The organism is Rhizobium sp. Root1204 (genome assembly GCF_001424965.1).
Lineage (GTDB): Bacteria > Pseudomonadota > Alphaproteobacteria > Rhizobiales > Rhizobiaceae > Pararhizobium.
Genome location: NZ_LMCZ01000002.1, coordinates 165593 through 189571, shown reverse-complemented (window position 1 = coordinate 189571; position 23979 = coordinate 165593). Strand labels below are relative to the sequence as shown.

At 57.6% G+C, this 23979-nt stretch carries 23 protein-coding genes and 2 pseudogenes; 15 read left to right on the top strand and 10 right to left on the bottom strand.

Annotation, left to right across the window (positions count from 1 at the left end; genetic code table 11):
• Nucleotides 1-14: 14 nt before the first annotated feature.
• Together ASC96_RS04385 and ASC96_RS04380 are read right to left on the bottom strand one after the other, a co-directional pair.
• Entirely contained in the window at nucleotides 15-827 is an 813-nt protein-coding gene (locus tag ASC96_RS04385) for a PfkB family carbohydrate kinase (RefSeq protein WP_060501757.1), read from the bottom strand.
• Nucleotides 828-950: 123 nt separating this feature from the next.
• Complete coding sequence (locus ASC96_RS04380; protein ID WP_060501755.1) at nucleotides 951-1964, bottom strand: SIS domain-containing protein; 1014 nt, start codon at nucleotides 1962-1964, stop codon at nucleotides 951-953.
• Nucleotides 1965-2191: 227 nt separating this feature from the next.
• Here ASC96_RS04380 and ASC96_RS04375 point away from each other — a divergent pair, with 227 nt between their 5' ends.
• The 3 genes from ASC96_RS04375 to ASC96_RS04365 all read left to right on the top strand — a co-directional run bounded on the left by ASC96_RS04375 (nucleotide 2192) and on the right by ASC96_RS04365 (nucleotide 4590).
• Complete coding sequence (locus ASC96_RS04375) at nucleotides 2192-2923, top strand: GntR family transcriptional regulator (RefSeq protein WP_060501753.1); 732 nt, start codon at nucleotides 2192-2194, stop codon at nucleotides 2921-2923.
• 291 nt (nucleotides 2924-3214) lie between these two features.
• A complete protein-coding gene (locus ASC96_RS04370; protein WP_060501751.1) occupies nucleotides 3215-3466 on the top strand; it encodes a SemiSWEET transporter in 252 nt (83 codons plus the stop codon).
• Nucleotides 3391-4590, top strand: a complete 1200-nt coding sequence (locus ASC96_RS04365; RefSeq protein ID WP_348270790.1) for a sialidase family protein — start codon at nucleotides 3391-3393, stop codon at nucleotides 4588-4590. Before ASC96_RS04370 ends, ASC96_RS04365 begins: the two co-directional genes overlap by 76 nt.
• Nucleotides 4591-5285: 695 nt before the next feature.
• Here the strand turns inward: ASC96_RS04365 and ASC96_RS04360 are convergent.
• On the bottom strand, nucleotides 5286-5582 hold the full coding sequence (locus ASC96_RS04360; protein WP_060501747.1) for a DUF982 domain-containing protein: 297 nt from the start codon (nucleotides 5580-5582) through the stop codon (nucleotides 5286-5288).
• A gap of 829 nt (nucleotides 5583-6411) precedes the next feature.
• Between ASC96_RS04360 and ASC96_RS33270 the strand changes: the two genes are divergently transcribed.
• Complete coding sequence (locus tag ASC96_RS33270) at nucleotides 6412-6585, top strand: hypothetical protein (RefSeq protein WP_200956613.1); 174 nt, start codon at nucleotides 6412-6414, stop codon at nucleotides 6583-6585.
• A gap of 166 nt (nucleotides 6586-6751) precedes the next feature.
• On the opposite strand, the gene ASC96_RS04355 is transcribed toward ASC96_RS33270, so the two are convergent.
• Nucleotides 6752-7585, bottom strand: a complete 834-nt coding sequence (locus tag ASC96_RS04355; protein ID WP_060501823.1) for an IS5 family transposase — start codon at nucleotides 7583-7585, stop codon at nucleotides 6752-6754.
• Nucleotides 7586-8007: 422 nt separating this feature from the next.
• Between ASC96_RS04355 and ASC96_RS04350 the strand changes: the two are divergent.
• The 6 genes and pseudogenes from ASC96_RS04350 to ASC96_RS04320 all read left to right on the top strand — a co-directional run.
• Nucleotides 8008-8770, top strand: a pseudogene (locus tag ASC96_RS04350) (transposase zinc-binding domain-containing protein); the annotation flags it as partial.
• Between the two features lie 395 nt (nucleotides 8771-9165).
• Nucleotides 9166-9416, top strand: a pseudogene (locus ASC96_RS31510) (DUF4172 domain-containing protein); the annotation flags it as partial.
• Nucleotides 9355-10149 (top strand): YidB family protein, encoded by a 795-nt coding sequence (locus ASC96_RS04345; RefSeq protein WP_348270789.1) that lies wholly within the window; start codon nucleotides 9355-9357, stop codon nucleotides 10147-10149. The pseudogene ASC96_RS31510 and the gene ASC96_RS04345, both read left to right, overlap by 62 nt.
• A 726-nt stretch (nucleotides 10150-10875) precedes the next feature.
• Complete coding sequence (locus ASC96_RS04340; protein ID WP_060501743.1) at nucleotides 10876-11193, top strand: hypothetical protein; 318 nt, start codon at nucleotides 10876-10878, stop codon at nucleotides 11191-11193.
• 45 nt (nucleotides 11194-11238) lie between these two features.
• Nucleotides 11239-11844 (top strand): general stress protein, encoded by a 606-nt coding sequence (locus tag ASC96_RS04335; RefSeq protein WP_060501741.1) that lies wholly within the window; start codon nucleotides 11239-11241, stop codon nucleotides 11842-11844.
• A 1352-nt stretch (nucleotides 11845-13196) separates the two neighbouring features.
• Nucleotides 13197-15263, top strand: a complete 2067-nt coding sequence (locus ASC96_RS04320; protein WP_060501736.1) for an ATP-dependent helicase — start codon at nucleotides 13197-13199, stop codon at nucleotides 15261-15263.
• Between the two features lie 18 nt (nucleotides 15264-15281).
• Here ASC96_RS04320 and ASC96_RS04315 read toward each other — a convergent pair whose 3' ends face one another.
• The 5 genes from ASC96_RS04315 to ASC96_RS04300 form a co-directional block, all read right to left on the bottom strand.
• On the bottom strand, nucleotides 15282-15488 hold the full coding sequence (locus ASC96_RS04315) for a hypothetical protein (protein ID WP_060501734.1): 207 nt from the start codon (nucleotides 15486-15488) through the stop codon (nucleotides 15282-15284).
• 37 nt (nucleotides 15489-15525) lie between these two features.
• A complete protein-coding gene (locus ASC96_RS04310; protein WP_060501733.1) occupies nucleotides 15526-15750 on the bottom strand; it encodes a hypothetical protein in 225 nt (74 codons plus the stop codon).
• 112 nt (nucleotides 15751-15862) lie between these two features.
• Entirely contained in the window at nucleotides 15863-16045 is a 183-nt protein-coding gene (locus ASC96_RS32430; protein ID WP_156397366.1) for a hypothetical protein, read from the bottom strand.
• Between the two features lie 191 nt (nucleotides 16046-16236).
• Nucleotides 16237-17217, bottom strand: coding sequence for a glutaminase A (gene glsA / locus ASC96_RS04305; protein ID WP_060501732.1), 981 nt, complete (start codon nucleotides 17215-17217; stop codon nucleotides 16237-16239).
• A 2-nt stretch (nucleotides 17218-17219) separates the two neighbouring features.
• Nucleotides 17220-17474 (bottom strand): hypothetical protein, encoded by a 255-nt coding sequence (locus ASC96_RS04300; RefSeq protein WP_082511932.1) that lies wholly within the window; start codon nucleotides 17472-17474, stop codon nucleotides 17220-17222.
• A 353-nt stretch (nucleotides 17475-17827) separates the two neighbouring features.
• On the opposite strand from ASC96_RS04300, the gene ASC96_RS04295 reads away from it, so the two are divergent.
• Complete coding sequence (locus tag ASC96_RS04295; protein ID WP_060501730.1) at nucleotides 17828-18124, top strand: PRC-barrel domain-containing protein; 297 nt, start codon at nucleotides 17828-17830, stop codon at nucleotides 18122-18124.
• Nucleotides 18125-18922: 798 nt separating this feature from the next.
• Here the strand turns inward: ASC96_RS04295 and ASC96_RS04290 are convergent.
• Nucleotides 18923-19639 (bottom strand): prolyl oligopeptidase family serine peptidase, encoded by a 717-nt coding sequence (locus ASC96_RS04290; protein WP_244481868.1) that lies wholly within the window; start codon nucleotides 19637-19639, stop codon nucleotides 18923-18925.
• Between the two features lie 276 nt (nucleotides 19640-19915).
• Between ASC96_RS04290 and ASC96_RS04285 the strand changes: the two genes are divergently transcribed.
• The 4 genes from ASC96_RS04285 (at nucleotide 19916) to ASC96_RS04270 (ending at nucleotide 23895) form a co-directional block, all read left to right on the top strand.
• Nucleotides 19916-20887: a tripartite tricarboxylate transporter substrate-binding protein gene (locus ASC96_RS04285; RefSeq protein ID WP_060501726.1), complete on the top strand. Its 972-nt coding sequence runs from the start codon at nucleotides 19916-19918 to the stop codon at nucleotides 20885-20887.
• Between the two features lie 56 nt (nucleotides 20888-20943).
• Entirely contained in the window at nucleotides 20944-21417 is a 474-nt protein-coding gene (locus ASC96_RS04280) for a tripartite tricarboxylate transporter TctB family protein (protein WP_060501723.1), read from the top strand.
• A 10-nt stretch (nucleotides 21418-21427) separates the two neighbouring features.
• Nucleotides 21428-22927: a tripartite tricarboxylate transporter permease gene (locus ASC96_RS04275; RefSeq protein ID WP_060501721.1), complete on the top strand. Its 1500-nt coding sequence runs from the start codon at nucleotides 21428-21430 to the stop codon at nucleotides 22925-22927.
• Between the two features lie 83 nt (nucleotides 22928-23010).
• Nucleotides 23011-23895, top strand: coding sequence for a GntR family transcriptional regulator (locus ASC96_RS04270; protein WP_060501719.1), 885 nt, complete (start codon nucleotides 23011-23013; stop codon nucleotides 23893-23895).
• The last annotated feature ends 84 nt before the right edge of the window (nucleotides 23896-23979 follow it).

Genomic DNA, 23979 nt, shown 5'->3' with positions numbered 1-23979 from the left:
CGGCTCGGCTTGTTTCAGAGTGGCTTCGGTTCCTGCGGAAAACCGCCGACATGGGTGCAGGTGCGCGCTGCGCATTCGCGTCCTGAGACGAGGCTCGTTTCGAGACTGCCGCCAGCGACGAAGGCGTGGAGAAACCCCGCGATAAAACTGTCGCCTGCTCCGGTAGTGTCGACGACGGCGACGGGCGTGATGCCGGTTTCCGCATATTCCTCACGGCTCATCGCGGCCGAACCATCGCCACTGCGGGTGACAACGGCCACCTTGGCCCCGCCGTTAAGGCACACCTGCATCATAGCTTCGGCTTTCTGCCGATCTTCACCCGCCGAGCCGAAGGCAATGCGCAGGTTGTCGACTCCGATGTGAGCGGGCTGGTTGTTGACCGAGACATCCTGCGAGACGCTGATGCCGGCCTCCGCCAGCCTGCGGCGCACGGTGCCCCGATCGGCGATCCAGCCGATATGGACATGATCCATGCCAGCGAGAGCCACAAAATCCTCTTCGCTCGGGATGTAGTCCTGGCAGACACCAAAATCCTCAAAGGCGAAGATGCGATCGCCGGCCTCGGTAATGTCGATATTCGTATAGGCGGTTTCACCGGGCAGCACCTGCATGTGTTCGACTCGCACACCTTTTTCCGCCAGCAGGTCGCGGGTGCGCGCGCCGTCGGCATCACGGCCGACGGCACCAAAATAATAGACCTCGTGGCCCAGCATGCCGAGTTGGACGGCGACATTGATGGCATTGCCACCAATCAGCGACTGCCCGACGGGAGGCTGGAAACGATCGACGCAATTGTCGCCGACGACGGCGAAACGGTAACGGGACATGGGACCTCGAATGATCTGTCAATGGCAAGGCCGCGACTATCATTGCGACAATCACGGCCTGTATCTGGCGGCCAGCTCCCGGAATTCTTGAGGCTGGCGATTGCGCATAATGCCGATGGCTTCTTAGTAGGCAACCTTCTTGTAATAGCGGCGCGTCGTCAGCGGGTGATTGCGCATGACTTCGAGATGGGCGCTGATGCGCTCAAGTACCGTTGCCAGCAGGATCGGTGAAATCAATCCGCGCACTTCCGGCGAGATGCCCGGCAGCTCGAAATCCGCAGTGTCGAGCACGGCGAGCTTGTCGGTGTAGTTCGGCGCGAAATTCTCGACCCGGTCGGCGACCGGACGGCACTCGTCCTCGCCCTTGAACAGGATGACGCTGACATTCTTGTCGACTAACTCGAGCGTGCCGTGGAAGAAGTCCGACGCATGGACCGGGCGGGTGCGGATCCACTGCATCTCCTCGAGAATGCACATACCGTAGTAGAAAGCTTCCGACCAGACGTTACCGGCACCGGTGACGATGTGGTAGTCGGAGCCAGCGAGGATCTTGGCAAAATCTTCAGCCTTGCTCTCGTAAGTGCGCTTGACCTCGAGCAGGAGCTTGGGGAGGCTCTGCAGTTCGCCGATCAGTTGGTCGTAGTTGGCGATTTCGGCGCGCTGCTTCATGATTGAAAGCGCCACGAACAGCGATTGCAAATAGAAGGACTCGCAGGATGTGTCGTCTTCTGCAAAATTAACAAAGACATGATCGCCACCCTTGCCCATCGGCGTTTCCTCATGGCCGACGAGCGTCAGGACAGTTGCCCCGATCTCCTTGATCTTCGCAAGCAGAGCGACGCTCTCCTTAGTGGTGCCGGAAAGCGACGGCATCACGACGATCGATTTCTTCGTAAGGTTTGCCGAGCCGGTGATGACGAGTTCAGCTGTGAGGTCCAAAAAGGACGGGAAGCGCGAGTTGCGCTGAAGCAGCTGGTAGGCGGGCTGCATCAGTATCGCGGCCCCTCCGGTTCCCAGGAAAAATACGTTATCGGATCCCGCGGCTATGCAGCCTGCGATCACGTCGTCAAAGCGCTTTGCAAGGCCGGCAGCGCCGGACTGGATGCGCAGGTATCTGTGTTCGTCAAAGTTCAGCATGGAAAACTCTCTGTTGTCATGATCATGGCTGCCCAGGATCGCCTCTCCAACTTGTCGCTCCCGACAATGTTGTAAGACAACTGACATCTATGGTTTGGACTGTCAAGAGATATTGAAAACGGTGTCCCGAGACGACGCCACGTACCGTTTCTCTGAAATTCCTTCGCTTGACCTTTGCAGATTTGTCAGACAAGAAAATGAGCATTAGGATAGATACGAGGATTGCCTTGGACGAGCCCCTTCGCGACACGCGCACCCTAGTAATTCAGCTTCGTGATCGCATTGCCGAACTCATACGGGACGAGGGACTCCAACCCGGCGACAAGCTGCCCACGGAAGCACAGCTGACGACGCGGTTCAAGATTTCGCGACCAGCCCTGCGTGAGGCGCTGAAGCTGCTCGAGCAGGATGACATCATCTATGTCGAGCACGGTCGCGGCCGGTTCATTTCCGCGATTTCGGCGGTGCAGGTAGATCGGCCGATTACCGCTTTCGAGAGCGTGACCGACATGGCACGCCAGTATGGTTACAAGCCGCAGAACAAGGTTCTATCGATCTCCGAGGAGACGCCCACTGATACGATTTCCAAGCAGTTGCGCCTTGAGCCGGGGGAGCGCGTGATCCGCATCGAGCGGCTCCGCCTCGAAAATGATATACCGATCATGTACTGTCTGGACTATGTTCCGCGCAGCATCATCCCGGCTCGGCTTTACGATATCGACTGGAGCGGATCACTGCTTTCGTTGCTTGAGCAGCACAAGCAGCGTCCGCGCATGTCGGCCGCGTCCGTCACGGCTGTGATGCTGCCTGATGACGTCGTCGAGCGCAACGATCTGCGCGATTTTGGCCCTGCCCTCCTAATCACCGAAACATGTTTCAATATAGCGGGAATGCCGGTTGTCTATGCAATTGACTATCACCGCGGCAGCCATTTCACCTTCAGTCTGGTGCGCAAATAGACGACTGCTTCCATTGTTTCCTGGCCCCTTGAACCGGTCGGCCCAAACGCAGCGGGTTTTCGCATCCGAACGTTACGAAAAACCGTTTTAATTGACAGATGTCTGACAATTGCGCGCGTTCGGTGGTTATTTTGCACCGGGTAATCCGCCGAACAAAATCTAACAAAGGTGTGGCGCGTGGCAGCCGGAGACCCCTTCCGCAGACCACGTAAGCCAGTCGATGTTTGGGAACCAACTCCTTGTCGGTGAGTTGACGGGTGGCCATCCCGGTCACACAGTCAAGGACTAAACATGGATACAGCGCTTGTGATAGGCTATCTAGCCTCTCTGTGCTCCGTGACGAGCTTCGTCCCGCAAGTCTGGAAGGTCTTCAAGACGGGTGACACCGCTGCCATCTCGGCCCGGATGTATGCCTTGACTGTATCAGGCTTCGCTCTTTGGTCGGTGTTCGGATTGATCCGCGGCGAATGGCCTATCATCTTGACGAATACGATCTGTTTTTGCCTGTCGGGCTGCATTTTCTTGAAGAAGCTGAGCAGATGATACTTGATTTGGGTCCCGATCCATCCCGATGTGTTATCGCACGTCCGCAACATGTCGAGGTCTACCGCAAAGCTGGAGAGTTTGCCGGATGGCCAGCGAACTATGGCTTGTGGATCTGGGACGATGAGGTCGTGGTTGTTTTCGCGCAGGGTCTGCTGGGACGCGAAGGCAAGATCCATGCGCGCGATCGCGACCACCCGTTTCGCCCGCTTCAGGCACGCAGTCACGATGGTGGCATGACATGGGCAGTTGAACCTTTCCTTGGGCAGGTTCCCGGCGCTGAAACACTCTCTGCGGACGAACATGTGGTCGAAGGGCTGCGTGCTGGCCGCAACATCATTCCAGGGCGCGACCTCCAGCCCTTGACCATTCCAATAGATTTTCTTGACTTGGATACGATTGTCATGGCGGCGAGGACGGGAATAAGCCGCGCGGTTAGTTGGTTCTACGTCAGCCGTGATCGCGCACGAACCTGGCAGGGGCCGTACGCTTTCGGCGATTTCGGATTGCCGGGGATATCGGCGCGTACCGACCTCATTCCAGTCTCGGCAAACGAAGCATTGTTCATGCTTACTTCATCGAAGTCCGATGGCAATGAAGGACGCATCTTTTGCGCGCGCACGACGGATGGCGGACGAACTTTCTCTTTTCAAGGCTTCCTGATGGAGGAGACAAAAGGCTACGCCATCATGCCGTCATCGGTGCGGCTGCCTGAAGGACGTATCGTCACGGCCGCTCGTCGAATGGGAGCGGGAGAAGAAGGCTGGATCGACATCTTCATGTCCGATGATCTTGGTATCACCTGGAGGCAAGTGGGCGGTCCCGTACCGACTGGGTTCGGGGGCAATCCGGGGGCATTGCAAATCCTGCCAGATGGACGGCTTGCGTTGATTTACGGATATCGCGACAAGCTCTACGGAATCCGACTACGCATGAGCGATGATGGAGGTCGTACATGGTCTCGCGAAACCGTTATTCGCCGCGACGGTGGGTCTCCTGATCTAGGATATCCTCGTGTGGTGGTAAAACCGGACGGTTCGCTGCTTTGCGTTTACTACTTCAACGAGAAAGAAGACGGCGAGCGTTTCATCGCAGCGTCTGTGGTAATGCCCAAATCGCGCTGATGATTTTAGCCATCGTTGAAAGACTGTGTTTGTAGCTCCACGGGCGTGCTTTCGCAGGACCTGAGGCAACCGGTCTTCTCAATGCCGTCGTGAAGCCTGACGTTCACCGGCGGCCATTGTATTTCGAATGGGTTGCGGCTCTCATCCGCGTGAATTTTCCGTCTCCCCCGTTCCGTCCGAGTAAAGATGGACACTGGCATTCATTCGAAAGCAACGCGCCTTCGGCGAAGAGGGCTCCACCGGTCGAGCAAATTTCGCAAAAAAGGCCCCGGAAAACCGAGGCCAATTTCGAAAAGAGGAAGAGACTGAGGGGTCAACTCTCCTGCCGGTTTTTTGTTCCCGCCGCCCTTGCCATGACCGATGTAGCTGGACGACTTCCAACGAGACCGGGCGCGTTAAAAGTTTCCGTTCGTCGCTAACGCCGCCCTGGAATAAACGTAACAGCTGGTTGGCGACCATCTGCGTCTCGACGCTATCCGGGTGGGGTATTTTCAGTTCCGTGCAGCGAACATCAATAACGCGGCTCAATTACTAGACCTATCTCGAAAAACTACTCCGTATGAGCAGTTTCCACACGGCGACGAGGTGGTCGACTCGATGAAGTGATATGCTGGCATGTCGCCTCTGGATCATGTATCGGCCGCCGCCCTATCGTGTGGGAGCGGCAGCCATCGACAATCCCTGTCGAAGTGTCGCTATCGAAAGCCCGGCCGGTGATCCTTCGGCCAAGAATGCGTCGGCATTGCCGAGGTGACGCCGACACCAGCCTCGTAGCAGGCCGCCACAAAGGCGTCGCGCGCCACGGCGACAGGCGTGGTTCTGTTCAGGGCACCCCGGCAGCTCGCCACAGCATTCTTGTAGCGGTCTCCAGTCTTCACGGGCCATTCGTTTTCAAGAAAGTCCAATGCTTCGTAAACGCTTGAAAACATCCGGGTCACCCCCGACTGCAAGCGGGCATTCAAGGGCACATTCCAGTGTACGTCTTTCTGCATGCTTCAGCTCCTATTCTGCCTTCCCGGAGGCATCGAAATGGATATCGTGCGATTGCGTCTGGCATCAAGATCCGTGCTCCAACTCAAATCGATTAAATATTCGAGACCGAGAGCGTATGTTATGAGCGCACCCGGATTATGGGGGAGCCCCCGCGAGGTTTCACCTTGAGACGTCGTGGAAAACACGTGTCCACAGCATCGCATATTACTGGAACAGCGATTGCATGCGGCCTGTCGTGTCAGTCGGATCACCATTGCGCGGCTTTGCTGACGCTGCTCGTCGGCCATAGCACTGACACCCTTCCTTGGCGCACCATACGACAGCGTGATTCAAGAAGGATTTATTACCGGCCCGAGCCTGACGCATCGTTGAAATGAAATCTGCCAGGCCTGATGAATGCTCCACGGCCGCTGGGGTGCAGCCCTGTACTCCAGCGGAACTGACGGAAGCTGTGTATCCAGCTTGGGATCTCTATTAAAATAGCTTGGTGCGCTGATCGTGCCTCGGGCGCATCCCATGATCGGGCGGGGCGCGCTTTCATGGAGAGGCGTGGTGGGTTCCGTTCTCATGCCTGACGAATTTATCCGCTACCCCGCCAACCTGCCACGGAACCTTCCTTTGAAGCCTCAGTTAGGCAGTCGGAGGATTACAAATGCGTAACGGCCCAATCATAGCAGCGATCATCGTCGCCTTGGCCCTTTTGTTCGCGCTTGTGCTGCTACTACCAGGCCATGGCGATACGACCCCTGGACAACCATCGCCTCACGCAATCGATCAGTCTCAGTAGAGACCGGAACTCTAACCGATTGACCGTGGAAGGATATCATTGTGGAAGACAGAGAGACTCCAATCGGACTGGCGCCATCTGCTGATCCACCCGCGCAGAAACGGCGCAAGGTCTTTGCCGGCCGCGGCATCGTCATGGTGATTGCCAGCATCGCAGTTGGCGCATTCATACTCTATGCGTTTATCGCCATGTATGGCATTCTGTCTTCTCAGTAGGGCCACCGCATGCCCCAATTTAATTGGGCCTCCCTCACTGGCAGTGGCTTTGATCTCAATGCCACCTTCCGCCCTTCCCTGTTGGCCCGCTCCAATCGCTTGATCACCTAGCCACATTTGGGGCTGTCGGGGTCATGATCCCCTCAGAGTCGGACTCGAAAAGCCCTCAACGATATCGATACCTTACGAGCCGTCTGGTTATCAGGCGAATGTGGGCGATCATGATCCATGCCTCTGATGAGGCGATGGAGCGCTCGACGTCCTTGGCCAATCTTCGGCATCTACCGAGCCACGCGAAAGTCCGCTCGACCACCCAGCGCCGTGGCAGAACTTGAAAGCCTTTCGCCTTGTCTGATCGCTTGATGATCTCAATCGTCCAGCGCCCGATCTTCTTCAGCCGCCGCTTCAGCTTGTCGCCCGCGTAACCACCATCGGCGAAGACATGCAGCAACCATGGCCACCTGTGGCGGATGGACTTCAGGAGATCGGGAGCACCGTCGCGATCCTGGATGTCGGCGCTGTGAACCATGAGACCGACCATCAGACCAAGCGTATCGACGATGATATGGCGCTTGCGCCCTTTGGTTTTCTTGCCTGCATCATAGCATCGTATACCGCCGCTCTCCGTGGTTTTGACGCTCTGGCTATCGATCACACCGGCCGTCGGGCTTGCCTCCTTGCCCTCCAACTCGCGGGCCTCCATTACGAGATGATGGTTGATGCGTGCCCAAAGCCCCAGCGCCCTCCACTCGTAGAAATAACGCTGGACGGTTGAACAGGGCGGGAAATCCTTCGGCAGCATGCGCCACTGGCAACCGGTCGTGGCGATGTAAAGCAGAGCGTTGACGACCTCGCGCAAATCGGTCGTGCGGGGACGGCCCAAGCGGCGCGGCATCGGCAGAAAGGGCTCAACCAGCTCCCATTCCCGATCCGTCATGTCACTTGCGTAGCGTGCCGTTCGCCGGGCATAGTGCCGACGGGTGATTTCAGTCCAGACCATCGTGAACTCCATCGAATCTTTGCAAATCCGAAGGAATCATAACCTGTTGAAATCACCCACCTCTTTTTGAGGCAGCCTCTCAGTCGCCCGCTTGACATGATTTATTGTGAATCAGTGGCTTCAATGACTGAGCATTAACAACTGCTGAAACTGCCCTTCGGCTTTGAGTTTCGTTCAATCACATAACATCTGCACATTCTTCGCGGAGTAGGTAGGACGAACGGACAGTGGCGGAAAAGCATTTTCCCTGCATGGAACCAGCAAAAGTAACTCACGGTCACGCCGCCACCGAGTAGATGACGGTGCTCGCGACCCGCACGGTGCGAACAGTGACAAGCCCGCTCGACAAGCTCGGCTTGTTCAAGCCGGCAAAGATATCGCCGGACGGCTGAGCCGTGCGCGCCTCTGCCGAGGTCGCCGAGATCTTCCGTCCTACCGGGGCGGCGTACAGGCGTGCGCGCGCGGGACATCTGAGCTTGCCGCAACTGAAGGTGATGTCGGCGGTCGAGAACTGCCGCACTGCTGCCCTCGGCGGTCACGTCGAGGCCTGCGAGGACTGCGGCCAGTGGCGGATCGCCTACAACTCCTGCCGCAATCGGCATTGCCCGAAGTGCCAGGGCGCAGCGGCACGGGCATGGCCTGCCGAGCGCGAGGCCGACCTGCTGCCGGTCGGCTACTTCCACCTCGTGTTCACGTTGCCCGCCGAGGTCGCCGAGGTCGCCGAGGTCGCCGACATCGCGTTCCAGAACAAACCGGTAGTCTACAACCTGCTGTTCAAGGCGGCATCGGAGACGATACTGACCATCGCGGCGGACCCAGAGCTCTCGGCGCGCGCATCGGCATCACCGCCGTGCTCCACACCTGGGGATCGGCGATGACGCACCATCCGCATGTGCACATGATCGTTCCGGGCGGCGGGATCACGCCAGACGGCAGCCGATGGATATCATCGCGCCCGGCCTTCCTGCTTCCAGTACGCGTTCTCAGCAAACTGTTTCAACGACTATTCCTCACCCGGCTGGTCGCTCTGCACGAGGCGGGCGGCTCAGCTCTTTTCGCGCACTTGCTCATCTCGCCGAGCGGCAGGCATTCTTGCAGCACCTATCGCCGGTCCGAAAGAAATGCTGGGTGGTCTATGCGAAGGCGCCTTTCGCGGGTCCTGAGGCGGTTCTTGCCTATCTGTCGCGCTAGGCGCCTGCGCTTCCAAAATCGTAAACGCAGGAACACAGAGAGCGCACATTGCGCCAACCGCAATCTCTAGCGCTGGGCTAAACGACTTTTCGGTCTGACGCCATTGTCCCGCGCTCCAGGGGACCTCACTCCTTTTCGTCAAGTGCGCCTCCCCTATTACGTGGGCACGATTCGTATTCAGCCCTTGTACTCTCGAACGCGCAGCTCGCCATAATAGACATGTAAAACTGAGTGGCTATCAGCAGAGCCATCATGTAGGTCGATACGCCTCAGCGATGGATAGACGCCCCTCCCCTCCTCATTCTCGACAAGCGCGTGATCGATAGAATGTGTTGCTATTGCTCACCATTTTGGGCATTATGAGCTATAGAAGAGGTGCTCTATAACTCATGATATGGAATTGGACGCAACCAGACTGGCCGCAGTTCACATATGACGCCGCTTCCCTCGCCCCTTAGAGAACCAATTTCTTCTGTCTTCTGGCGAAGTTATCGGAGCGGTACGCCATTTCAAAGATGAGGACCGTGATCTCTTACGCATTGAACTGCTTAGCGACGAGGCAGTGAAAACATCGGAAATTGAAGGCGAAATGCTCGATCGACAAAGCGTGCAGTCTTCATTACGGCGCCAACTCGGTCTCGCGATGTAGGATCCATCGATACCCAAAGCGCATCACCGCGCGTCGCCGGAATGTGTTGGTACCACTCCGTGCGATCCGGCACATCAATATCGTCACGCACCCGATGAATTACTGCGAGCGGGCCCTAGGTTCTTTGACTTGGACGATGCAATTGCGCAGCCGTCCGTTTTGCAACAGGGAAAAGACCATGGCAAGCAATGCGTTGAAGGCGCTTCTGGGCGTGCTGGCGGTCGCCGGCTACCAGAACCGGGACAAGATTTCAGAGATTCTGAAAGGGCTTCGCAATCCACCCGAGCCAAGCTCTGATGGAACGGCATCCTCTGGGGGGCTCAGTGATATTTTGGGCGGCCTGTCCGGAACAGGATTGGGCGGCCTTGGTGATCTTTTCCGCGGCGGTAACGCGGGTGGACTAGGTGGAGGCCTGGGAGACCTGCTCAGGCAGTTTGAGCAAAAAGGCCAGGGCGAAACGGCCAAGTCTTGGGTCGAGCCAGGGCCGAACAAGCAGGTCGATGACAATCAGCTTTCGGAGGTGCTTGGGCCGGAGATCCTTGACGACCTTGCCAACAAAACGGGCCTGTCGCGTGAGGAAATTCTGAGCCGTCTCAGCCGTGACCTGCCCAGGGCTGTCGATGACTTAACACCGGACGGGCAACTGCCGTTCGACGCGGACGAAGACGGATATCCTGACGGCAAAGCGCAGTCATCGCCGCCAGTCAAGCCGCAGATCGTTTGACTGACAAGGAGAGTCATGTCTGCCGGTTCACGGATGTATGTGATCCCTCCCCGCTCCCGGGCCTATTGAGGATAATCCGGGGGCGTTTGGCATCAGACTCATTGGGGTTTTCGCAGAGGCAGAAAGGCCACGAGGCGATCCTTGAGATAGGAAATTACCTTTGCCGCGCAGCAGTTATCGCTCCCGGTCCTTCAAAGGAGGCATTGGAGCACCGACGTCGCGTTGAATGGGTATGTCCTTAATGGGATCCTATGCACGCGTGGTGTCAAAGCGAGAAAACAGCAATAGTCTCCTAGAGCTTTCGCGAACGTAACATTCACAAATCAGAGCATGTTCATGGAGCTGCTCGCCGCTCAACAAGCCCGTTTTAGATTTCTTTGCCGCGCTGATCAACGCTATGCGGCTCACCACTGCGATGTCCAAACGGATCCTCGCCTTGGTAAGCTTTCTTCCTGCCCAAGATCGTTGAGCTCGATCGACGCGCATGCTTGCTCGGTCCCCCGGGAGCCGCAAGAGGCTTAGCATAGCGGCGGCAAAACGGATCGGCCGCCCCGAAGCTGCGTTCCATCTTCTCGCTTTAGAAAGAAACGGTCGCAGCGACCGCCGGCCGGAATTTTGGCGCCAGCAAACAGACTTCAGCACTTCGTCGAAAAGCTGGGGAACTTTATCGCGTTTGGCTAGTTCCTGCTGCGAGGCTGACGGAATGGCCTAAGTTGAGGAAAAACCATGAAAAAATTGATTTTCGCGACAGCGCTTCTGAGCGCGTCTGCACTGGCAGCTCATGCACAGACTACAACAGCGCCGGCCGCCGCCGGTGATACGCCAGCCGTTGCTACCCCCGACACGGCAAATCCCGCAGCGCCGGTGGAGGGAGCAAACTCGTTCACTGAAGCGCAGGCCAAGGAGCGAATGGAAGCTGCAGGATATTCGCCCGTCAGCGACCTGAAACTCGACGAGCAAGGCGTCTGGCAGGCCATGGGCACAAAGGACGGCAAACCGGTCGCCGTTTCCATGGACTACCAGGGGAACATCGTCTCGAAATAACGTGCAAAACGCGGCTGAAAAAAAAGCTCTGAAAGGTTGAAGACAATGAAAACTGTAACAGGACTGTTTGACAACTACAGCGATGCCAGCACGGCAGTCAGTGCGCTCGAGGCAAGCGGTATCCCGTCGGACGACATCAGTATCGTCTCCAACAATGCGGGCGACAAGCATACCAAGGGCGAGACGAATGCTGCCGAAGGTGCTGGGACCGGCGCGGGCATCGGTGCTGTCGTCGGCGGTGCTGGCGGCCTCCTGGCTGGCCTTGGGATTATGGCTATTCCGGGGGTCGGTCCGGTTGTTGCGGCAGGCTGGCTTGCGGCGACCGCGGCCGGCGTTGCAGCGGGCGCCCTTGCCGGCGGCGCTGCGGGAGGCCTGATCGGAGCGTTGACTGACTCCGGCGTGCCCGAAGAACATGCCCACGTTTTTGCCGAGGGTGTGCGCCGCGGCGGAACATTAGTCACTGCTAAAGTCGACGATACACGCCGCGCGGAAGCAGAGGCGATTTTGAAGCAGACCAACTGGGTGGATCCTGTCGAACGCCGCCAGGCTTATGCAGCGCAGGGTTGGACACGGTTCGACGAAACGGCAGCTCCTTACGGTCCTGACGAAATTGACCGCGAGCGGGAGCGTTACACCCGCCGCACCCTTTGATCCCGTTGACACGCGAAACGATGAAGGGCCGGTTCGTTCCGGCCCCATTCGTCTGCCCGACACAGGAAAATGCAAGACGATGCGGCAGGCGCCCTCGCTCGGGCTCCATCGGTTCGGCATCCTTCGCGTAACCTGGCCGGTGGCCAGCAAGCACTGACCGAATGCGCCGCAATCACATATCCTTCTCGACATGAACCTTTTACGCCGCATGCCGTTTATCTCGATAGCAGATGAGTTCGCCAACAATCAGTCAAGCTCCGGCCCGAAAAGGCCAGACCTGCCGAAAACCGACCTGGCAAAAAGGACAGCCAATTGACCTACATAGCCTCTCCAAAATTTGCATCCGATTCCCCGAACCGCGCGGAAGATTGCGAGCAGTGTTTGACCTCGGCTTTCCTGCATCTCCATGACGCCGTGCCGCCAGAAGACGACATTGGCATTGAAGCCAAACTGGTAAGTTCGGCCGTTGAAGCCGGGTGGGACGAGCATGAAGTCAGAAGGGCCGTGGAGCGCCTTCGAAACCAGCATTTGGAACAGACACCGCATGTTCTGCAAAACCCGGGATATGTCCCGTCCTCATCACTGTAACGCCCGCGGACTACTCTGGTCAGGCATGTGATGCCGCTCCCCAAATCACAACTGGTTCGCTCGCATAGACGATCCCCCCGACTGATATCGGGCCACTCGTTTGGCGTTGCGCCTTGGAAGCGCACGCGTCCTGATGGAAGAGCAGAGCGGGTGGAAAACTTACAGGCCAAGGAAAGCCGGCGGATCTCTCAGTGCTTTGCGCGCCGAGCCTGATCGTAGCATTACCAATCTCGAAACCTAAAACTGCCGCACTGGAAGCGCTGGTTCAGGGCCGAGCGTCGGTGTCTGGTCCCCGCTATCAGTTTTGACTAACCCGATCCTGCGTTCAAGACGGACCATGGCCAGAGGCTCAATGCGTGGTTGGCCCGCGACCCGATGAAATCCCTCGATTTCATTGCAGGCATCGACGTCGGTCATTGGAACATAGGGCGGAAAGCGAAAGACGGGGAACCTCCGAAAACCTTTTTGCCTCCCTGACCACCGACGCGAACGCGTTGGTCAAGCCAACCAACCCGAAGGCGATACCGGTCCTTCTATTTTCCACAGGAAGAAGCAGATGTTTTGTTGCGCTGGTATAACAACGCAGACGGCGGGCAAACGGATGCATTTCTCCACAATGCGGCGAGGCTCCGTGCCTGGATTTGAAACAGAAACGCACAAAACCCAAATCGTGGTTTCCAACGGCGCCTCAAAACGATATGTTCCGTTTTTGTTCGGAGATTAAACCCCCTGCCGAAACCATTCCCAGCCAACCGGGACGCATTATGGCACAAGCCTATCTGGAAAAACTCAACGACCAACAGCGCCGTGCCGTCGAGTATGGCGTTGGCCTGCCGAAAGCCTCGATCGCGGGTCCGTTGTTGATTATCGCGGGCGCGGGATCAGGCAAGACCAATACGCTTGCCCACCGTGTCGCCCATCTCATCGTCAACGGCGCCGACCCCCGGCGTATCCTTTTGATGACGTTTTCACGCCGGGCAGCGTCGGAATTGTCACGGCGGGTGGAACGCATTTGCAGACAGGTGATCGGCAGCAATGCCGCCCTGTTGACAGACGCGCTTTCGTGGGCGGGAACCTTCCATGGCATTGGCGCGCGTCTGCTGCGCATGCACGCAGCACAGATTGGCTTGAATGCCGATTTTACCATCCACGACCGCGAGGATAGTGCCGACTTGATGAACCTTGTGCGGCACGAACTCGGATTTTCGAAAACGGAAACACGGTTTCCCACAAAAGGAACCTGTCTGTCGATCTATTCGCGGACCGTCAATTCCGAGGCTGCGTTGGCCGAGGTCGTGCGCAACCATTATCCTTGGGCGTCGATGTGGCAAGAACAGCTGAAATCTCTGTTCAGTGCCTATGTCGAGGCCAAGCAGAAGCAGAATGTCCTCGATTACGACGATTTGCTGCTCTACTGGGCGCAAATGGTCGCCGATCCGGAACTGGCCGAAGAAATCGGCAACCTTTTCGACCATGTCATGGTCGACGAATATCAGGATACCAACAAGCTTCAATCATCCGTATTGATGGCCTTGAAACCGGGTGGTCATGGCCTAACGGTCGTGGGTGACGATGCGCAATCGATCTACTCGTTTCGCGCAGCCACCGTCCGCAACATCCTCGATTTTCCAGGCTCATTTAGTCCGGCCGCCGATATCATCACGCTCGACCGGAATTACCGGTCGACACAGCCGATTCTTGCCGCCGCCAACGGGGTGATCGATTTGGCGCGCGAGCGTTTCACCAAAAATCTCTGGACCGAGCGCCAATCTGAACAGCGTCCGAAGCTTGTCACCGTAAAAGACGAAATAGATCAGGCGAACTTCATCGTTGACGAGGTCCTCGCAAACCGTGAGGGCGGCATGACGCTGAAGCAACAGGCCGTGCTGTTTCGCACATCGAGCCACAGCGGGCCGCTTGAGGTGGAGTTGACCCGCCGCAACATTCCTTTCGTCAAGTTCGGAGGTCTCAAGTTTCTCGACAGCGCCCATGTCAAGGACATGCTGGCAGCGCTGCGGTTCTCCCAGAACCCACGCGATCGCGTCGCCGGCTTCCGTCTTTTAAACATGCTGCCCGGGATTGGACCGCAGACGGCTGGAAAAATCCTCGATGCGATCGCCGCCGATCCCGAGCCGCTTGTTGCCTTGGGAGAGATCCCGGCTCCGCCGAGATCCTCACAGGATTGGCCGTCTTTTGTCTCCATGCTTCAGACGCTGCGCAAAGCCGAAGCCGGCTGGCCTGCAGAGTTTGGCCTGGCGCGTCTGTGGTATGAGCCCCATCTTGGTCGCATCCATGAGGATGCAGAAACCCGCCTGGCCGACCTGCTGCAGCTTGAACAGATCGCTGCCGGCTACGCATCGCGCGAAAGCTTCTTGACGGAACTGACCCTTGATCCGCCGGATGCGACAAGCGATCAGGCGGGCGTGCCGCTGCTTGACGAAGACTATCTGATCCTGTCGACCATTCACTCGGCAAAGGGCCAGGAATGGCGATCAGTGTTCATGCTCAATGTCGTCGATGGCTGCATCCCCTCCGATCTTGGAGCGGGCACGACCCATGAACTCGAAGAGGAGCGGCGCCTGCTCTATGTCGGCATGACGCGAGCCAAGGACAATCTGGCGCTTGTGACGCCCTTGCGGTTTTTCACGCACAACCAGAACCCGCAGGGCGATCGTCACGTCTTTGCCTCAAGGACACGTTTCATTCCGGCCACCCTTCTGCAGTTTTTCGAGGTTATCCGCTGGCCACTGGTGACACCCGATCGTTCCGGCCGGAGCGCACAACAGATCCGCATCGATGTGGCGGAAAAGATGCGGGGCATGTGGAAATAGCGCCCTGCGGCTGCAGTCCTACATCAATGCTCCAAGATCGAGGAAAGATTGCGTTTGCTCTGCGGTCAGGGCTGCGTCGGTGTAAACACGAAACGCGATGCCCTCGAACTTGAGCTGCTCTGCCCTCATCAATGCCTCGGAATAGGAAAGCTCCGGTTCGTCCCGGCGGTCTTCCCCGGCCGGGTCGAGCGCACTGAGGCAAACGATTTGAAACTGGGTCGTCATTGCAGGGCTTTCCTCTTAAATTGCCGCGAGCGGGGTTCTAGCCCTCGTTTCCATCCGATACGAAATTTTTGGAGACCGCCCGGCTTGCCTCCTCCAGCGACGAAGCGGTGTCGAGCCATCGCGTTTTGACGACGTCATGGATGGCACGCGCAATGTCACTCGTTGGCCAATCCGCGTTTTCCATCTCCAGCACGAGTGCCGTTATCTTTTGATCGATAATTTCGTGGAGATCGTCAGTCTTTTCTGTGTGGGTCGTCTTCATTGGAACCTGCCTCCGTCACTTTCCCAAAACGATTGCGGTCGAAGTAGGTTCCCACGTGCGGCTGCATTTCCCGACAGTCGCCGCAGTCATTTCCCGGCCAATGCATGGCCGGTCAGCGCTTAACGGGTATTGGGCCGGACTGGCTTGCTTTCAATTGGAGCCGCGCAGCGCGCAGGCTCTCCGTCTTCAGCCGGTCTGCCGCTCGCTGGTCTTCGATCATCGCCGTTGAGACTGCTTTCGACTGCTCGAACTCTCCTCTTGGAGAGGAACCACGGTGGCGCTTTCCATTTTCCATCTCAACCTCCAAACGCTTGCAAAGAATAGCCGGTGCCCGATCCGGCGCAATTAACTATGACACTTGGGGACCGATTGACGGCCGGCAACGAGACGGAAATCGAGGCGCTCGTTGAAAGAGCCATGCCGCCGCGGATAACGAGGCTGGCCTCCCGCTAAGAGGTACCCTTGCCCTTGCTTTGCGAAACACCATCAGCGCCGGGTTGCACCGAACACAGACCAGTCGGTTTTCGACGTCAAAATTTCGAGGCCGAGGGTTCCAAGCCAGCTGTTCCCCATGGGATCCAGCGCGGGTGACCATACGGCGATCGATGCCTGGTGGGGAGCGATCGCAAGAATCCCACCGCCCACACCGGATTTTGCCGGAAGGCCGACGCGATACGCGAAATCGCCGGAACCGTTATACTGACCGCATAGCATCATGATCGACAAAATGCGGCGTGCCCTGCGTGCAGCCTTGAGTTTGACGGTGTTTCCGCTCGTGCGATCTCCCGGAATGAGAAAGCGGCCAGCCTTGGCAAGCCCGCAACAGTCGAGTGTGATGGCGCATTGATGGATGTAAGCGTCCATGACCTTTTCTACAGGATTCTTGAGGTTACCGTGATGTCTCGCCATGAACATCAGCGATCGATTGAGATCCCCTCCGGTGCGGTCGCTGTCCATGACGCCTTGGTCCAGCGTCATTGTCTCATCGTCCAGCATTCGTTCAACGAACCTTACGACGTGCTTGTTTGGCCCCTGACGCCCACCGATACCGGCAAGGATGTCGCAGACGACCAGTGCGCCTGAATTGATGAACGGGTTGCGCGGCACGCCCTTTGCGCGTTCCAGATCGATGATCGAATTGAACGGGTCGCCGGACGGATCACGGCCAACGCGCTCCCAAACTCTCTCACCAATCGCATCAAGAGCGACCTCAAGCGCGAAGACTTTGGAAATAGATTGGATTGGAAAGGGTGTCTTGGAATTGCCAGCTGCCGCCATTTGCCCGTCCTGCAGGAACACAGCGATGCCGAATTGCTCGAAGTCCCGTTTAACCGGCGCCACTTTGCCGGCTACTTCAGCCTTTGCGGCTGCCTCTTCCAGGAGGTCTGGTGTCGCTTTGCGCACACGGGCCACAACGTCCTCAAGGATTGCCCTGAGAGCATTCTTATCCTTTCCGGTATGCGCCACGATTACGAACCGCCCGGCTTCGGCTGGCTGCCCGCCGACGGCCAGTCGTTCGAGGGTTCGGCGTCGAGGTCGGTGCCGCTATCATCCGCCGGGTCTGGATCACGATCATAGGCTTCGCGCAGACGAACGGCCTCCTGAATGATGATTTCAATAACATCGCCCGCCCGTGCGCCTTTGACGACGAAAGTGTCGACGAAATCTTCAAGCCTCTCACGGACATCGTTGTGCAGGTCCCCGGCCATGTTCGCCTCCATCATACTTGCCTCCATTCCTTAGGGACGTCCTGTTTACCCGCAGAGCAACCAGACGTACCTGACCGCCACGGGCTTTCCGCACCCGCAGGCATGGGCCTGCTCCAGCGTCAGCGATGCCCACCCTGCTAACAGCGAAAAACACAGAAGACTCCCCGAAAACACATGCGAAGCGACAATGTTCCGCCAGTCACGGCTCCGACGTTCGCTCTAGCGCGGTGCGAGCAGAACTATGCTTCGAGGCGCCGCGATCCGACCCCGACCTTCGCACACATGGTCCTTGCAGGCACCTCTCACGGGAACAATTTGTGCGGCGTCGAGTTTGTTCTCGCACACGAAAGTAATCAATGGAGGAAGCAATGGATCATACAAACCACGTCCGCCTCGCGGCTGGCGAGCTCACCGCCGACATTCTCGAAGGCGCCACAGTCTATGGCGCAGACGACTCTAAGGTGGGCACAGTCGATCACGTACATGGTGCAGGCGCTGGTAGCACTGCGATCATCGATGTCGGCGGGTTCCTGGGTATTGGAGCCAAACCGGTTTCGGTCCCGCTGACGGATCTCGAGTTCATGCGGGATGACGATGGCGACGTCCATGCCGTTACCGGATGGACAAAGGACCAGCTGAAGGACATGCCGGAGCATCGGCACTAAGACCGAAACGGAGACAAGCGGCGGGGTCGAAATCCGGCAGCTTGTTGTTCTCTACGATAACGACCTTGCCTGCCGCTTGATTGGCTTGCAACTCTTGGTTCTTTTACGAGTACTCGAACCAGCGACAGCGTGATGCGAACACGCTCGTTGCGCCTTACGCCGACATTTCGTGGATCGCCTAACTGCCCCGGACCTTACGAACCTGAAAATTGCAATTGCACACACTTTTCATAGCCGCAAAGCCTGCCTAAAGGCAGTGAAGCGCGTAGTCATATTTGAGATATCAGCCGCAAAAACTTTGTGGCGTTCAGTTGGCAAGATAAGCAGCACCTTTGGCCGATCGGTCGTGTCTTGCTAACGTGGAGACAAACGCTCTTTCTTTTCTCGCTTACTGTATAGCCGTTGGTCTGCGCCCCGGCCGGATATCTTCTTTACCGCCTCTCCGGCTCAGTCGGACGGGGGCTGGTGTAGGGCTTCGTGCCACTATCGGCGTGATCGTTGGATATTGCGTCCATTCGCCTCCGGTCCCTCTGGGGTCGGGGCCGGGAGAAATCATGTCCTATTCTTCTCGTACTGGGCTTCAACCTCGAGGCCGATCTCTGGAATAACGTCGTGCCGAGCTTGAATGACGTCGTGCCGAGCTTGGCGGACTTTGGCCCGATTGTATATGGGGGCCTTTCGAGGGATACCTCCATACATGACATGGTTCCACTCCTTCCAGGCTCGATGACCACAACGCGGCGCCAACCTGACGCCTCGCCATTGCCCTTTCGTGGTACGGAAAAAAGATTCAGACATCTACTGTGGCGCGGCCTCAAGGCGCTGCTTCAGAAGCCAATCCCAAAGTTCCGGATCGTTCAGAGCAGCCCACTCGACGCCCGAGTGATCCACGGCTTCCAGAACGCTCAAACGAGCATTCCGCTTCAGACCGACTAAGCGTTCGTAAAGCACGACTGAATCAGACAAGGGAATGACGTCATCGCTTGTGCCATGGAACGCCCAGAAGGACGCCTTGTCATTCGTCCTGCTCAGGTAGTGACGATTACCGCCGCCGGCGATCGGAACGAAAGCGGCAAACTTTTCGGGAAACTGTTCCGCCATCGCCCAAGTGCCGAAGCCGCCGCGGCTGAAGCCCACGACATAGACCCGTGTGCGATCGACACGATACTTCGACATGACCTCGTCGAGCGCAGCTGCCACTTTCTCGATCGGATACAGCAATTCTTCACTTGGGTTCTGGGGTGAAAACACCAGGAAGGGAAATTTCTTGCCATCTTCGATCAGTTTCGGAATGCCGCTCGATCTCACCTTCTCGATATCTGTCCCGCCCTGATCGCCGCCGTGAAGCCACACGACAAGTGGATACACCGTGTCGGACGACGCATAGTCGTCGGGCGTATACATAAGATAACTGAGATCGTTCTTTATGCTCGTGGTCGATCTCACTGCCACCTGCTCGGCATGTGTCACTCCCGCACTGCAGAGTCCGCAGACGGCGGCAAATACCAGCGCCATGATGTTCCGCGTCATTCGATCAGCTCCTCCGTGATGTTCGGCGTATGGGCAGATCAAATGGAGCACACGTCCTAAAACTCAAGCATTGGCGGCCAATTCGAAGACAAACCGTCTATCCCATCAAAGCCACTGCCGTTTGAAACAACTCAGGCTATCACCGAAAAATTTGGAAACGGATGGAAAACTGGCTTCCACCCATATTTACTTTTATAATTATATAATGCAAATTCCGCACGCGGCTCAGGAGGTGAGCCTTACCAGCAGGAGGAAATCGCTGTGCGCAATTATTTTAAAGTCGGACTTCTCGCCGCCCTCGTCGGCGGCACTTTAGGATTGGGACCGCTGCCGGCTTCGTCGCAGGATCTGGAACTGACCATCATGGCGCCCGCCGGTGCTGGCGGCGGATGGGATTCGGCCTCCCGCTCCATGCAGGAAGCCATGATGGCGAGCGGCAATGCAAAGAGCGTCCAGGTCATCAACGTCCCCGGCGCAGGTGGCACGGTCGGTCTTGCCCAGTTTATCGGCTCCGCGAAGGGTAATCCTAGCCAGCTTCTGGTCGCAGGCATCACGCTGGTCGGCGCAAGCATCTCCAACCAGTCGCCGATCGATCTGACCCAGGTCACCCCGATCGCTCGCTTGACCGGCGACCCGCTCGTGATAGTGGTTCCGAAGGATTCGCCGATTAAGACGATGGACGATCTGCTGGCGACGATTAAGAAGGACGTGGCTACGACAATCTGGGTTGGCGGATCGGCTGGCGGTGCGGATCATATCCTTGCCGCGCTCGTCACCAAGGCAGCGGGTGCAGACCCAAGCAAGATCAACTACGTCGCCTATTCCGGCGGCGGCGAGTCGCTTGCAGCCATGCTCGGTGGTCAGGCGACTGCGGGCGTGTCGGGTTACGGCGAATGGGAAGGCCAGATCAACTCCGGCGACCTTAGAGCGCTGGCGATCTCCTATCCGGAGCCGATCGAAGGCATTGAGGCAAAACCATTGAAAGCGCAGGGCCTTGATATCGAACTCGTCAACTGGCGCGGCATCTTTGCGGGTCCGGGCGTCGAAGGCGCTGATCTCGACGCGCTCAAGTCTGCCGTCGAGAAAACGGTGAAGTCCGCCGAATGGCAGGCAGTCCTCAAAGCCCGCGGTTGGACCGACTACTATGCGCCCTCCGACGAGTTCAAGGCCTTCATCGGCTCGGAAACCGAGCGTGTGAAGACCATCCTCACTTCGATCGGTCTAGCAAACTAACCTGACGAAGCGCGCGGAAGCCGCCAAGTGCCGCTTCCGCGTGCGACGAGGACACCATGACCCAGAAAACTCTTCGCATTCCCAACCGTCCAACGGCGGTGATCGCTGTCGTCCTGTTCACCATGGCTTTCATCACGTATTGGGATGCCAGCCACATGAAGGTTCGAGCAACTTACGGGATGAGCGCCAGCGCGGCGTCTTATTTTGTGGCAATCTTGTTCGTGGTCCTTGCGATCGGCCATCTGATCAGCGCGTTCAAGCCATCCGACATCGAAGTCGAGGCTGCGGATTGGATGGCTGTCGGCTGGATCGGTTTTGCTCTTGCAGGGCTGATCGCATCGATCTGGCTCGGTGGCGGTTTCATCCTGGGCTCGACGCTTCTCTTCGCACTGACCGCGCGGGCGTTTGGTCGCAAGGCCCTTCTCGTCGATCTCTGTCTCGGAGCGGTCATCGGGATCCTGGTGTTTCTTCTCTTCAATAAGCTCCTGACGCTCGCGTTGCCGCAAGGCCCGCTTGAGCGGCTCTTCTGAGGAAGCTCTGATGGATACACTTTCCTTTTTGATCGATGGCTTCGCGCTGGCTATCCAGCCTGCGAACCTTATTTACGCCGCCATCGGCGTCCTGATTGGAACGGCCGTAGGTGTTCTGCCAGGTATCGGGCCGGCACTGACGGTGGCACTTCTGCTTCCCGTGACCTTCAAGCTGGATCCTGGCGGTTCGATCATCATGTTCGCCGGAATTTATTACGGCGGCATGTACGGTGGCTCGACCACTGCGATCCTTCTCAACACGCCCGGCGAAAGCGCATCGGTTGTCACCGCGCTCGAGGGCAACAAGATGGCACGAGCCGGACGCGGCGGACCTGCGCTCGCGACCGCCGCGATCGGCTCGTTCGTGGCGGCCTTGATCGCCACAGCCGGGTTGGCCGTTCTCGCACCCTATTTGGTGAAGATCGCCGTCAAATTTGGTCCCTGGGATTACTTCGGCCTAATGCTGATCGCGTTTGTAACGGTGTCGGCAACATTTGGGTCATCGCCTCTGCGGGGACTGACCAGTCTGGCGTTCGGCCTATGGCTCGGACTGATGGGCATTGACCAGCTAACGGGGCAAGCTCGCCTGACATTCGGTGTTCCGGAACTGCTGGATGGCGTCGAAGTGACCACACTCGCCGTCGGTCTGTTCGCGATCGGCGAAGCGTTCTTCGTGGCGTCGCGTCATCTCTACAAGCCCGAGAAGCCTATCCCAGTGAAGGGCTCGATCTGGATGACCCGAGAAGACTGGAAGCGATCATGGAAGCCATGGCTCCGCGGCACGATGATAGGCTTTCCAATCGGCGCACTTCCTGCCGGCGGCGCGGAAATTCCCACATTCCTGAGCTATACGATCGAGCGCAAGCTGAGCCGGAAGCCGGAAGAATTCGGCCACGGGGCGATCGAAGGCGTCGCCGGTCCGGAAGCTGCGAACAATGCGTCCGCAGCTGGCACGCTGGTTCCATTGCTGACGCTGGGATTGCCGACGTCTGCCACGGCCGCTGTCATGCTCGCTGGCTTCCAGCAGTATAACATCCAGCCGGGTCCCCTGCTGTTCACACAGCACGCCGACCTCGTCTGGGGACTGGTCGCCAGCCTGTTCATCGCCAATGTCATGCTGCTTGTCCTCAACCTGCCTCTGGTCGGGATGTGGGTGAAGCTGCTCAAAATTCCGCTGCCCTGGCTCTATGCTGGCATTCTCGTGTTCGCCTCGATGGGAACCATTGCGGCAAACCCATCCGTGACGGAACTGCTGCTGCTGACGGGTTTCGGGGTCGTCGGATTTGTGATGCGCCGCTATGACTATCCTATCGCTCCCGCAGTTGTCGGTCTGATCCTCGGGCCCCTCGCAGACAGTGCCTTGCGTCGCTCCCTACAGATGAGCCTTGGCGATCCGATGATCCTGTTGCAGCACCCGAGTTCGGCGACCATGATCGGCATAGCCCTTGTTGCCTTGGTCGCACCGTTCGTGTTCAGAGGTCTCTCTAAGTTCCGTCAAGACGAGGACTGACGGCGCAAATCTGTTTGACTGCGCCAGCCGGCGCATATCACTGTGGAAATTCTGACTGAAAGAACAGGTCTTACGGAAAAGCCATGGCCAGAAACAGCCTCTCACCCCGGATCAGCACGGACATCATCCAGTTCGTGAAATCCAACGCGATGCGAAAGGGAGATCATCTGCCTCTGCAGATGTTGGCCGATAATTTCCGCGTGTCGCGTGCTCCAATCATAAGCGCTCTTCAAAAGCTCGAAGAGAGAGGCATCGTGCGAGCTGAGCCGAACCGCGGATATTTCCTTGCGGTGAACGGCGAGGCAATCGACGGTCTCGAGTCTGAGAATGGGCAGACTGGCGCGGGCGACGATGCGATTTATCTCAGGATCGCGGACGATCGCCTGTCCGGTAAGTTTGCCGAGCGCATCAGCGAAAGCGAGTTGATGCGTATCTACGAGGTGCCAAGAACCCGGCTGTTGAAGATCCTTCACCGGATTGCCGACGAGGGATGGATCGAGCGTCTTCCGGGCAATGGATGGTCTTTCAAGCAGACACTCATGTCGAAGAAGAGCTATGAGGAAGGATATGTATTTCGCGCCGTCATCGAGCAGCAGGCGATGCTGCTGCCGACGTTCCAATCGGATGCGGACGGTTTTCGAAGAGCGCGCGAGACACAGACGGAACTTGGAAACGGCGGATACGAACATTGGTCACGGGTCGAAATCTTCAAAGCCAATAACGACTTCCACGAAATGCTTGTCGCGTGTTCCGGAAACGAATTTTTCCTGGACGCGATAAAGCGGATCAACAGACTGCGACGCCTTCTGGAGTACCAGATCACCATCGATCGCAGCCGCCTGCCAAAACAGACGGCAGAGCATTTGCATATCCTCGATCTTCTCGAGAGTGATCGACGATCAGAGGCGGCTGCCTTCCTCTACACCCACATCATGGGTGCCAGCAGGATCAAGACACCGAAAGTGTAATCAGAAGGGGGACCGGGAGGAAAACTCGCGCGGCCAAAGGCGTATTACATTTTGTTACGATAAAATGTGATTTATAGATGACCT